An 11,984-nucleotide genomic window follows, 5' to 3' on the forward strand; every position below is an offset into this window, starting at 1 on the left:
GAGCCGCTGGGTGGCGGTGGGACCACCACCGGTCCGACCGAGGGTGTCGGGATGAACGGCGTGCTGCCGTCCGGCAGCGCCGTACTGCCGACGGTCGCGGAGCCGGTGCTGATCGCGGCGAGGACCGGCATCGAGGCGGTGCCCGCGAGCAGCGCCACCGTCAGCAGATAGCCCCGGGTGGGCCCCGCGGTACGCACGGCCCGGTGCGCACCCACCACGCGCCGGTAGCCGGGCGCCCGATGCCGGCCGAGGATCGGCGCACCGGGGCCTTCACCTGGTTCGGACACCACGCACCCCCTCGTCGTCACCCCTGGTCGAAGCCGCCCTCCGGGCGCCCTCGCGGGCCTTTCGGAAGCTGGAGCCGACCCGCGCGATCAGCCTGGGGCAGTGACTCTGCGTCAGCCAAGACCACACCGCGTGTCGACACGCGTATCTGGCCGAATGGTGACGAACCACCACCGGAACGGCCGCGAGTCGCTCGACCCGACACTGCGGCACTTCGGGTAACGAAGCGGGCTGGCCACCGGATGCGGGGCGGGCGGGGTGTGGGACGCCTCACCTCTGATGCGAAACTGGAGTCACGGCGGCAGCGCAGCCGCGACCTCCGCGCACCCACGCGGTAGGCGCGACTGGGCACCGGCGCTCCCGAACCGGGTTCGGCCAGAATCCGGCTCATGCCGCGCGGCAACCCCTACCGGGGTCAGGCGCGGCCGCCAGGAACCATCCCGGCACCAGCCGGGACGGGCGCACGAGTCGCGCGGCCGGGTGACCCCCCGGTGCCGACGCAGACACGACAGGGAGAGACGGATGGCAAAGGGCGACCCCGGGGCCCCGGCCCGCGGCCGGCGAGCCGCACCCCGATCCAGGAAGGCCACCACCGGCGATCCGGAGCTGGTGCAGTTGCTCACGCCCTCCGGCGAGCGGATCGAGAGCGTGACCGGCCCGGACGGCACCGAGTACCGCGTCGACTTCACCGACGAGGAGTACCGCGGCCTCTACCGCGACCTGGTGCTCGTCCGCAAGCTGGACGCCGAGGCGACGGCCCTGCAACGGCAGGGCGAGCTGGGCATCTGGGCGAGCCTGCTCGGCCAGGAGGCGGCGCAGGTCGGTTCCGGCCGGGCGCTGCGTACGCAGGACATGGCCTTTCCCACCTACCGCGAGCACGGCGTGCTCTACTGCCGTGGCATCGACCCGATCATGCCGCTGGGCCTGTTCCGCGGGGTCGACCAGGGTGGCTGGGACCCGAACGAGTTCAAGTTCAACATGTACACGATCGTGATCGGGGCGCAGACCCTGCACGCCACCGGTTACGCCATGGGCGTCGCGATGGACGGCAAGACCGGCACCGACGACGGCGAGGCGGTGATCGCCTACTTCGGCGACGGTGCCACCAGCCAGGGCGATGTCAACGAGGCGTTCGTCTGGGCCGGCGTGTTCAACTCACCGCTGGTGTTCTTCTGCCAGAACAACCAGTACGCCATCTCCGAGCCGCTGGAGCGACAGACCCGAATCCCCCTCTACCGGCGGGCCGCCGGCTTCGGGTTCCCCGGCATCCGGGTCGACGGCAACGACGTGCTGGCCACGTACGCGGTGACCCGGCACGCGCTGGACAACGCCCGGCACGGGCAGGGCCCGAGCCTGATCGAGGCGTACACCTACCGGATGGGCGCGCACACCACCTCCGACGACCCGACCCGCTACCGGATCGCCAGCGAGGTCGAGGCGTGGCAGGCCAAGGACCCGATCGCCCGGATGAAGGCGTTCCTGGAGCGGGAGAAGATCGCCGACGCCGGGTTCTTCGGCGAGGTCGACGAGCAGGCCCGCCGGGAGGCGGTGGACCTGCGTGAACGGGTGCTCGCCATGCCGAACCCGGATCCGGACACGATGTTCGACCACGTCTACCCCAACGGGTCGCCGCTGCTCGACGAGCAGCGCGCGCAGTTCAGCCGGTACCTGGAGTCGTTCGAGGGGAGCGCGCACTGATGGCCACGGAGACGCTCACCCTCGGCAAGGCCCTCAACGCCGGCCTGCGCAAGGCACTGGAGAACGACCCGAAGGTCGTCATCATGGGCGAGGACGTCGGCAAGCTCGGCGGCGTCTTCCGGATCACCGACGGGTTGCAGAAGGACTTCGGTGACCAGCGGGTGATCGACACCCCGCTGGCCGAGTCCGGCATCATCGGCACCGCGGTCGGCCTGGCCATCCGGGGCTACCGTCCGGTTTGCGAGATCCAGTTCGACGGCTTCGTCTACCCCGCGTACGACCAGATCGTGTCGCAGGTGGCGAAGATGCACTACCGCTCGCGGGGCAAGCTCAACATCCCGATGGTGATCCGGATCCCGTTCGGCGGCGGCATCGGCGCGGTGGAGCACCACTCCGAGTCGCCCGAGGCGTACTTCGCGCACACCGCCGGGCTGAAGGTGGTCTCCTGCGCCAACCCGCAGGACGCGTACGTGATGATCCAGCAGGCCATCGCCTCGGACGACCCGATCGTCTTCCTGGAGCCGAAGCGGCGTTACTGGGAGAAGGGGCCGGTCGACCTGGACGCCCCGCTGTCCGAGGCGTACCCGCTGCACGCGTCCCGGGTCGCGCGGGCCGGCACCGACGCCACCCTGCTCGCGTACGGCCCGATGGTGCGTACCTGCCTCGACGCGGCGACCGCCGCTGCCGAGGACGGACGGAACCTGGAGGTCATCGACCTGCGCACGCTCTCCCCGCTGGATCTCGGTGTGGTGTACGAGTCGGTGCGTCGTACCGGTCGCGCGGTGGTGGTGCACGAGGCGCCGTCCAACCTAGGCATGGGTGCGGAGGTCGCGGCCCGGATCACCGAGGAGTGCTTCTACTCGCTGGAGTCGCCGGTGCTGCGGGTGGCCGGCTTCGACACCCCTTACCCGGCGGCCCGGGTGGAGGAGGAGTACCTTCCCGACCTCGACCGGGTGCTCGACGCCGTCGACCGCACCTTCGGCTGGTGAGCGGCATGTCGCGGATCAAGGAATTCAACCTGCCCGACCTGGGCGAGGGTCTGACCGAGGGCGAGATCCTCGCCTGGCTGGTCAAGGTGGGCGACACGATCGAGCTGAACCAGCCGATCGTCGAGGTGGAGACGGCGAAGGCGGCCGTGGAGATCCCGGCGAAGTGGGCCGGCCAGGTCCAGGCGATCTTCCACCCGGAGGGCTCGACCGTCGAGGTCGGCACCCCGATCATCGCGATCGACACCGAACCGGGCGCCGGCCCGGTCGAGCAGTCCACCACCGGTGCGCCAGCCACTGACCTGCCCACCCCGTCGGCGGCGTCGTTGGCCGCCGTCGAGGTCGCGCCGACCGAGGGTGCGGTCGAGCCGGGCCTGATCGGTGGTCCAGCCCCGGGTGGCCGTACCGCCGTTCTCGTCGGGTACGGCCCGCGTACCACGGCGGCGAAGCGTCGCCCCCGCAAGGGCGCTGCTCCGGCCGCTTCCGCACCGGCGGCGGTACCGGCCGCACCGGTCCAGCACAGCCCGGTGCCGGTCGTCCCGGCACCGGTGCAGCCCCCGCCTCCGGCGGTCAATGGCAACGGCCGGAGCAGCGGACCGGTGCTGGCCAAGCCGCCGGTGCGCAAGCTCGCCAAGGACCTGGGGGTCGACCTGAGCACGCTCACCGGGTCCGGCCCGTCGGGCTCGATCACCCGGGAGGACGTACAACGGGCGGCGGCCCCGGCGGCGACCGAGCCGCTGACGGTCACCAGCCCGGTCAGCTCGGCCGCGAGTTTCGGCGCGGATCGCGAGCAGCGCATCCCGGTCAAGGGCGTACGGAAGCTCACCGCCGAGAACATGTCCCGCTCGGCCTTCACCGCCCCGCACGTCACCGAGTTCCTGACCGTGGACGTGACCCGCGCCATGAAGGCGCTGGACCGGCTGCGCGGGCGGCGGGAGTGGCGTGACGTGCGGGTCTCGCCGCTGCTGCTGGTCGCCAAGGCGGTGCTGCTGGCGGTCCGGCGGCACCCGATGGTCAACTCCAGTTGGGCCGGCGACGAGATCGTCGTCAAGGAGTACGTGAACCTCGGCATCGCGGCGGCCACCGAACGCGGCCTGATCGTGCCGAACATCAAGGACGCTGGCCGGTTGACCCTGCGTGAGCTGGCCGACGCGATGACCGACCTGGTGCAGACCGCCAAGGCCGGCAGGACCTCGCCGGCCGACATGTCCGGCGGCACTCTGACCATCACCAACGTCGGGGTGTTCGGGGTGGACACCGGAACGCCGATCCTGCCCCCGGGTGAGTCGGCGATCCTGGCGTTCGGTGCGGTACGCGAGCAGCCCTGGGTCCACAAGGGCAAGGTCAAGCCGCGCCTGGTCACCACGCTCGGCCTCTCCTTCGACCACCGGATCGTCGACGGTGAGCTGGGGTCGAAGTTCCTCCGTGACGTGGGCGACTTCCTCGCCGATCCGGAGGCGGCGCTGCTCGCCTGGACCTGACGCGTCCGTACGGCTACGGCCGGTGTGCCACGGGTTGCCGCCCGGCGCACCGGCCGTTTCCGTTGGACGAAGAAAAGGTTGCCGACGCGGGTTGCCAACCTAAGATTCGTAGGCTGGTGGCTCAGCTCACCTAATAATCGCTGGAAAATCCGGCCCCACTGCGCTTCAATTGAAGAGACGACGGGACGACAACCGAATAGCCAGGAGGAGAGACACCATGAGCATGATCGAGCGAATCCGCAACCGCCGCGACGCCAACCGCCGCGCCCGTGCCATCGAGCGGGCCCTGCGCTCCGCCAGTTCGCCCGCGGTCCGCGACGAGATCCTCGCCATCGCCCAGCGTCACATGCACTGACGCCACACGACGTTATCCGCCTCCTCCAGATCGACGACCCGCCCGGGCACACCGGGCGGGTCGTCGGCGTTACGACCGGCCGCTGACACCGGGATACCGCCCCGACGCAGCGCCCGGTACGGTGGGGCTCGGTCGTCGTCCGCGCTCGGGGCAGGCCGAGGCGATAGAAGCACCTCGACACCGCCCGGCGACGGACAGTGACGATCGAAGCTCCCCGGAAGCCCACCAGCGGCTACCGGGATACGGTGCGGGGAGCCGGCATCGCCGGTACGCCGGCACCGCCGGCTGCCCTGCCGAGACCATCGGCGACGGCGGCCGACATGTGATGGAGGAGGCGCACGCATGACGTCCGAGGGCCCGCACCGCCCCGGCCAGGAGCCGGACGAGGCGCCGCCGGGCGGCGGCGGACCGGCGCCGTACGGCGACCGTCCGACTCAGCAGGACAACGGGTACGGCGCATCCGCCCCCGACCTCGGTTGGGCTCCGCCACCACCCGCCCGCCCGGACACGTCCGCACCAGCGTGGGCGAACCAGCAGGGCAACGCGTGGGGCAGCGCCCAGGCGACCCGTCAGGCGGAAGCCGTGCCCGGCAACTGGGACCAGCCCGCCGGCAGCCAGCAGCCCTGGGCACCCCGGGAGACCAGCCGCAGCAGCCGACCCCGGGTTGGGCGCCGGCCGGTCCGCCCACATCGGAGGGGTCAGCCTGGGCGAACGGCGACCAGACCGCGCCCGCCTGGGCCACCGAGCCCGCCACTGCGGACACCGCGCAGCCGGCAGAGTGGACGCCGAACCAGCCGGCCGCCGGCCAGCCCGACCGCGCCAACGGTCAACCACCGGCAGGCCAACCGGACTGGACCACCAGCCAGCCGGGCTGGGCCAGCGGTCAGCCGGCGCGGGCCAGTCCAACTCGGCAGCGCCCAGCGGCTGGGGCGGTCAGCAGCCCGACTGGGCCGGCGTGCCCCGCAGCGACGATCAGACCCCCGGCTGGTCCTCGACCCCGGTCAGCCCGAGCCGCCCCAGCCGGCCTGGGCGCAGAACGACCAGCCGACGCCCGCCCGCGAGCCGGCGGCCCGGGCCAGCGCTCAGGTGCCCGTCGCCGACGCGGGTCAGCAGCAGCGGCCCACCGACGGGTCGTCCCACGCCGAGGCGTGGCCCGCCGAGCAGTCGGAGCAGCCCGGCTGGGCGGCCGGCCAGCGGCGGGAACCTGCTGGCGGATGGGCCAGCGACCAACCGGTGGAGGGCTGGCACGCGGGCGGTGACCGGCCGTCGCAGCCCGACTGGGCCACCCCCGCCCGGGAGGAGTCGCCCGGTTGGGCTGGCGGCAACCCGGCTGCCGGGCCGCCGCGTCCTGGAGCCCGTCCGCCGAGCCGCTCCGTCCTGTACCGCCGCCGACCGAAGCGCCATGCCCGACATCCAGCCGTGGGCGCCCGGAGAGGCGTGGGGTCAGCCGGCCGCGGAGCCCGACGCACCCCGAACCAACACCGAGCCCGATCCGGGTCGGTCCGACGATCCGGTCTATCAGCCGGCACCCGCACCGGGCATCTCCCCGGCCAACATGGTGCCGTTGCCGCCGCAGGAGCAGCGAGTGCCGGGTGCCAGCCTGGCCGCCACGCCGCCCGCGGACTTCGCGCAGCCCCCGCCGTTCAACGACGACCCGGCCGGGTCGGCCGGTGGCCCGGCCTGGGGTCACCCTGAGCCCCGACACGACGAAGCGCAGTCCCCGGCGATCCCGGCGCCCCGTACCTCTCCCGAGGCCGAGGGCCGGCCCGCGTCGCCGGCCGGCGGTGCTGTCGCGGCAAGCGCCTCCGTGCCACTGTCCAGTCGGGTCATGCCCCCGGCCGACCACCCGGTTCGCCCGGCCGGTTCGCCCGCGCCACAACCACGGGTGTACGGCCGGCCGGCCCGCACCGAGCACACCGAGGGCCGGCACCGGAGCACGACGAGCAGCCGCTGGTGCCCGCTTCGACCAGGGTCCGGTCGGTTCGACGTGGACCCGGCGCGGCGCGCGGCGATCAGGGCCCGGAGCGGTACGAGCCGACCCCGGAGCCCCGCTTCGCCGACCGGGAGCCGCCGATGGGCGGGCCCAATGCCTTCGCCGGTCCGGCCGCTCCGGCGTCGCCGGCTGCCCCACCTCCCTTCCCGCCGGGCATTCCGTCCTTCGTCGACGCGCCGCCAGCCAACCGGCCGGTCAACGGCGTACGGCCGCACCCCGAGCCGGACCGCCCGGCCGACCCGTTCGGCGGCGCGCCGCGTGACCCGTTCGGTGCGCCGGGCAACGACCCGTTCGGCGGGCCGTCCGAGCGCCCGGGTGGCACCTACGGCGCCCCCTTCCGGTCCGAGCCGGGCGGCGAGCACAATCCGGCGTACCCTCCGCCGCCGCAGTCCGCACCGCCGTGGAGCCCGGGTCCGGGCAGCGGATCGGGCGAGGCGGAGCAGGGCCGCTTCGACGCCTTCAAGCCGGTCGCCGAACCGGCTGCGGAAACCCCGGCACCGAAGGTACGCAACGGACGGGTACTCGCCGCGGTACTGGTCGCCGCCGTGCTCATCCTGGCCATTCCGCTCGGCCTGCTGATGCTGCTCGGCATGATCGGCGGGTCGGACGACGCGAACGCCTTCGACCCGCCGATCGGCTCGTGCGTCAAGCGTTCCGGCAGCACCGCGGTGGCCGCCGACTGCGCCGAACCGGAGGCGTTCAGCGTGGTGTCCAAGGTCGAGTCGAAGGACAAGTGCCCCGACCCGGCCATGCCGCATGTGGACCTCCGTGGCGCCACCGCCAACCCGGTGCTTTGCCTCAAGGAGGCGACCGGCGGCTGAGCCGGCCTACCCGACGGCGGGGTCACGGCTCGTCCGTGACCCCGCCGCCGCTGTTTCGGGGCTCGCCCTGCCCGCCGGCCAAGCTCCCAGTTCGCGGCACGTCGCGGCGTCCGGCCGGCGTGAGGGCCCGCGTTGCCGCAATCCGTGTCCGTCGCCGCGCCGGCCCACCCCTTCACGCTGGTGGGCGTCAGCCGGTAGGGCACGATGGGGTCATGAGTGCACGCGTGCGGGCTCCCGAACTGCGGGGTCGAGCCTGGTTGAACACCGGCGGGCGGCGGCTGACGCTCGCCGACCTCCGGGGCAAGATCGTCATTGCGGATTTCTGGACCTTCTGCTGCATCAACTGCCTGCACGTGCTCGACGAGCTGCGTCCCCTTGAGCAGAAGTACGCCGACGTCCTCGTGGTGATCGGTGTGCACTCGCCGAAGTTCGAGCACGAGAAGGACGCCGACGCGCTGGCCGCCGCCGTCGAGCGGTACGGCGTGCACCACCCCGTCCTCGACGACCCCGAACTCGACATGTGGCAGCAGTACGCGGCCCGCGCCTGGCCGACCCTTGCCGTGATCGACCCGGAGGGGTACGTGGTGGCCACCATGGCGGGCGAGGGCCACGCCGACGGGCTGGCCCGGCTGATCGACGACCTGATCGCCACCCACGAGGCCAAGGGCACGCTGCACCGGGGCGACGGCCCGTACGTCCCGGTCACCGAGCCGGAGACCACCCTCCGCTTTCCCGGCAAGGCGGTGGCCCTGCCCGACGGCGGCCTGCTGGTCTCCGACTCGGCGCGGCACCGCCTGGTCGAGCTGGCCGCCGACGCCGAGACCGTCGTCCGGACCATCGGCACCGGTGAGCGGGGCCGGACCGACGGTGGTGCCGGTGCCGCGACCTTCTCCGAGCCGCAGGGGTTGTGTCCCCTGCCGCCGCACGTGGCCGAAGTCGCCGGCTACGACCTGGTGGTCGCCGACACCGTCAACCACCTGCTGCGGGGCGTCCGGCTGGCCACCGGCGAGGTGCTCACCGTGGCCGGCACCGGGCGGCAGTGGCGGTCGACGGTCGACGACCACGCGCACGACGCCCGCTCGGTCGACCTCTCCTCTCCCTGGGATCTCGCCTGGTACGACGACAAGATCGTCATCGCCATGGCCGGCATCCACCAGCTCTGGTGGTTCGACCCGATCAAGCGCACCGCCGGCATGTACGCCGGCACGACGGTCGAGGCGCTGCGCGACGGGCCACTGGCCGAAGCGTGGCTGGCCCAACCGTCCGGGCTCGCCGTCTCCACCGACGGCAGCCGGCTGTGGGTCGCCGACAGCGAGACCAGCGCCATCCGCTACGTCGAGAACGGTGTCCTGGGCACCGCCGTGGGTCAGGGCCTGTTCGACTTCGGGCACGTGGACGGGCCGGCGGCGCAGGCCCTGCTCCAGCATCCGCTCGGCGTCTGCGCCCTGCCCGACGGCTCGGTCCTGATCGCCGACACCTACAACGGCGCGGTACGCCGGTACGACCCGGCCGATGACCGGGTCGCCACCGTCGCCGCCGGTCTGGCCGAGCCCAGCGACCTGGTACTCACCGCCGACGGCGCGGTGCTGGTGGTGGAGTCGGCGGCGCATCGGATCACCCGGCTGGCTCCCGGTGCGCTCTCGGCGGCCGGCGCGGAGACCGTCGACGGTCCCCGGCACCGTACCGAGCGCAGGCCGACGGAGTTGAGCGCGGGCGAGGTGGTGCTGGACGTCGTCTTCACCCCGGCCCCCGGGCAGAAGCTGGACGACACCTTCGGACCGTCCACCCGGCTCGTCGTCTCGGCGTCGCCGCCGGAGCTGCTGGTCGAGGGGGCGGGCACCGGCACGGAGCTGTCCCGACGGCTGGTGATCGACGGATCGGTGCCCGACGGGGTGCTTCAGGTCACCGCCCAGGCAGCCACCTGTGACGCCGATGTGGAGCACGCGGCCTGCCACCTCACCCGGCAGGACTGGGGCGTACCGGTGCGGGTGGTCGACGGCGGCGTCGGCCGGCTGCCGTTGGTCCTGCGCGGCATGGACGCCGGCTGACGCCCGCCCACGGTGCTCCGCCTCGCGCCTCAGGCGAACGGGGCGGGGGTGACGCCCGCGTCGACGAGGGCGGCGCGGACGAGTTCCGCGGCGGCCACCGCGCCGGGGCTGTCGCCGTGCAGGCAGACCGACTCCACCACGCACGGGACCGTACCGCCGTCGACGGTGACCACGACCCGCTCGGTTGCCATCCGCACCGCCCGGCGGGCCACCTCCTGCGGGTCGGTGACCAACGCGTCCGGGGAGGTACGCGGTACCAGTCGACCGTTGGGCAGGTAGTTGCGGTCGGCGAAGCCCTCGGCCACCACCCGAATCCCGGCGCCCTGGGCGAGCTGGGCGAGGACCGAGCCGGGTGGGCAGAGGACGGGCAGCTCCGGGTCGTAATCCTCGATCGCGGCCAGCAGGGCCGCCGCCGGCAGTTCCTCGCTTGCCGCCGCGTGGTAGAGCGCCCCGTGCGGCTTGAGGTAGCGCACCCGGGTGCGGTACACCCGGCAGAAGGCGTTGAGCGCCCCGAGTTGGTAGAGCGCCTCGTCACGCAGCTCGGCGAACTCGTACTCGATGTGTCGCCGGCCGAAGCCGGCGAGGTCCCGGTAGCCGACCTGGGCTCCGACGGCGACTCCCCGCTCGGCGGCGGCGGCGCAGACCCGGCGCATCGTGGCCGGGTCGCCGGCGTGGAAGCCGCAGGCGACGTTGGCCGAGGTGACCAGGTCCAGCAGGGCCTGGTCGTCGCCGAGACGCCAGATGCCGAAGCCCTCGCCGAGGTCAGCGTTGAGGTCCATGAAATCTCACCGTAGTGCCTGGGCGGGCCTGCGCGAGCGGGGTCACGTCCGCCACCACCGCGATGACCGGGTATCCGCCGGTGGTGGGATGGTCGGCGAGGAAGACGAGTGGTTGACCGTCCGCCGGCACCTGCACCGCGCCGAGCACGAGTCCTTCGCTCGGCAGCTCCCCGGCGACCGAGCGGGGTAGCGGCGCGCCGCTCAGGCGCGCGCCGACCCGGTTGCTCAACGGACTCACCTGGTACGCCGTGCCGAGCAGCCGGTCCAGTGCCGCCGGGGTGAACCAGTCGTGCCGGGGTCCGAGTCGTACGTTGAGCCGCAGCTCCGTCGGGTACGCCACCGGCACGGTGAGGTCGACGGGGGCGGGCGGGCCGGCGGGGGCACCCAGCGGCAGCTGGTCGCCGTCGCGTAGCGGGGCCGGCCCGAGCCCGGCGAGGGTGTCGGTGGAGCGGCTGCCGAGCACCGGTGCGACGGCGATGCCACCGGCCACCGCGAGCCAGCAGCGCAGGCCCCGTCGGGCGGGACCGATGCGCAGCACCGCCCCGCGTGGGACGGCCAGTGGGCGACCGGTGTCGCCGGGACGCTGGCCGACCCGCACGTCGGCGTCGGCACCGACCACGGCGACGGTGGTGGCCCGGGTGGGTCGCAGCTCGCAGCCGGTCAGGGTGATCTCCAGCCCGGCCGCCTGCTCCGGGTTGCCGACCAGGCGGTTGGCCAGGCGCAGCGCCGCCGGGTCGAGGGCACCGGAACGGGGTACGCCGAGGTGTGCCCAGCCCGGCCGGCCGAGATCCTGCACCGTGGTCAACGCCCCGGCCCGGAGCACTTCGAGGAGGCCGCTCACCGGTCCACCAGCCGGACCCGGGTGCCGGGACTGAGCAGGGCCGGCGGGTCCGCCGTCACGTCGAAGAGGGTCACCTCGGTGCGTCCGACCAGCAGCCAACCGCCGGGGGACGCGGTGGGGTAGATGCCCGCGTACGGGCCGGCAAGCGCGACCGAGCCGGCCGGCACCCGTGGCCGGGGTGTCGGCAGTCGGGGCACCGCCAGTTCGGCGGGCAGCCCGGTGAGGTACCCGAAGCCGGGTGCGAAGCCGCAGAAGGCGACCTGGAACTCGGTGACCCGCAGGCGACGTGCGACCCCGGGTCCGTCCGTGCGCCAGTGATCGGCCACCCGGGCCAGGTCTTCCCCGTCGAAGGTCACGGGCACCTCGACGAGACGGGCGGGTGCGCCGGCGGTTGGCACACTCGCGGCCCTTTCGGCAGGTGGCGCGGTGGTGGTCCAGGTGGCGATCCGGGCAGCGGTGACCGGTGGGTCGGGTACGCCGTCGAGCAGCACGGTGGCGGCGGCCGGCACGATCTCGACGGCGACCAGTTCGCCGAGTTCCCGGCGGCGCCACAGCTCGGCCCGCCACGCCTCGACGACGGCGGCCACGTCGGTTACCGGTCCGGCGGCGCCAGCGTGCTCCGGCCGGGCGAGGTCGAGCAGGAGTGCCTGGGTGCCGACCGTTCTGATCCGCATCCCGCCATCCTCCCGGACGAGCG

The 11,984-nt window shown here is 73.5% G+C and carries 11 protein-coding genes; 6 read left to right on the top strand and 5 right to left on the bottom strand.

Translation table 11 applies throughout. The annotated features are described in order from the left end of the window. On the bottom strand, nt 1-287 hold a 287-nt coding region (locus tag ENC19_RS20170; protein WP_208020962.1), incomplete at its 3' end, for a hypothetical protein. Between the two features lie 520 nt (nt 288-807). On the opposite strand from ENC19_RS20170, the gene pdhA reads away from it, so the two are divergent. The 4 genes from pdhA to ENC19_RS29370 all read left to right on the top strand — a co-directional run bounded on the left by pdhA (nt 808) and on the right by ENC19_RS29370 (nt 4,805). Continuing rightward, nucleotides 808-1,983, top strand: a complete 1,176-nt coding sequence (pdhA, locus tag ENC19_RS20175) for a pyruvate dehydrogenase (acetyl-transferring) E1 component subunit alpha (RefSeq protein WP_164448689.1) — start codon at nt 808-810, stop codon at nt 1,981-1,983. Further along, a complete protein-coding gene (locus ENC19_RS20180; protein WP_164448690.1) occupies nt 1,983-2,972 on the top strand; it encodes an alpha-ketoacid dehydrogenase subunit beta in 990 nt (329 codons plus the stop codon). The genes pdhA and ENC19_RS20180 overlap by 1 nt, the downstream gene beginning before the upstream one ends. A gap of 5 nt (nt 2,973-2,977) precedes the next feature. Further along, nucleotides 2,978-4,450 (top strand): dihydrolipoamide acetyltransferase family protein, encoded by a 1,473-nt coding sequence (locus ENC19_RS20185; RefSeq protein WP_164448895.1) that lies wholly within the window; start codon nt 2,978-2,980, stop codon nt 4,448-4,450. Between the two features lie 217 nt (nt 4,451-4,667). Next, a complete protein-coding gene (locus ENC19_RS29370) occupies nt 4,668-4,805 on the top strand; it encodes a hypothetical protein (RefSeq protein ID WP_165521953.1) in 138 nt (45 codons plus the stop codon). A gap of 972 nt (nt 4,806-5,777) precedes the next feature. On the opposite strand, the gene ENC19_RS30450 is transcribed toward ENC19_RS29370, so the two are convergent. Beyond that, nucleotides 5,778-6,035: a hypothetical protein gene (locus ENC19_RS30450; protein WP_235944957.1), complete on the bottom strand. Its 258-nt coding sequence runs from the start codon at nt 6,033-6,035 to the stop codon at nt 5,778-5,780. Between the two features lie 843 nt (nt 6,036-6,878). Between ENC19_RS30450 and ENC19_RS30455 the strand changes: the two genes are divergently transcribed. Both ENC19_RS30455 and ENC19_RS20195 read left to right on the top strand, forming a co-directional pair. Next, nucleotides 6,879-7,619, top strand: coding sequence for an LppU/SCO3897 family protein (locus tag ENC19_RS30455; protein WP_235944958.1), 741 nt, complete (start codon nt 6,879-6,881; stop codon nt 7,617-7,619). Between the two features lie 212 nt (nt 7,620-7,831). Beyond that, nucleotides 7,832-9,667 carry an NHL domain-containing thioredoxin family protein gene (locus tag ENC19_RS20195; RefSeq protein WP_164448691.1) on the top strand — a complete coding sequence of 612 codons (1,836 nt, stop codon included), beginning with the start codon at nt 7,832-7,834 and terminating at the stop codon, nt 9,665-9,667. 29 nt (nt 9,668-9,696) lie between these two features. On the opposite strand, the gene ENC19_RS20200 is transcribed toward ENC19_RS20195, so the two are convergent. Genes ENC19_RS20200 through ENC19_RS20210 form a run of 3 tightly spaced genes read right to left on the bottom strand, consistent with a single transcriptional unit; the run spans nt 9,697 to nt 11,961 of the window. Further along, nucleotides 9,697-10,446 (bottom strand): LamB/YcsF family protein, encoded by a 750-nt coding sequence (locus tag ENC19_RS20200; protein ID WP_164448692.1) that lies wholly within the window; start codon nt 10,444-10,446, stop codon nt 9,697-9,699. Continuing rightward, a complete protein-coding gene (locus tag ENC19_RS20205) occupies nt 10,430-11,287 on the bottom strand; it encodes a 5-oxoprolinase subunit C family protein (RefSeq protein WP_164448693.1) in 858 nt (285 codons plus the stop codon). The genes ENC19_RS20200 and ENC19_RS20205 overlap by 17 nt, the downstream gene beginning before the upstream one ends. After that, nucleotides 11,284-11,961 (bottom strand): 5-oxoprolinase subunit B family protein, encoded by a 678-nt coding sequence (locus ENC19_RS20210; protein WP_164448694.1) that lies wholly within the window; start codon nt 11,959-11,961, stop codon nt 11,284-11,286. Before ENC19_RS20210 ends, ENC19_RS20205 begins: the two co-directional genes overlap by 4 nt. Nucleotides 11,962-11,984 lie beyond the last annotated feature (23 nt).

This window comes from Verrucosispora sioxanthis, assembly GCF_010560025.1.
GTDB lineage: Bacteria > Actinomycetota > Actinomycetes > Mycobacteriales > Micromonosporaceae > Micromonospora > Micromonospora palythoicola.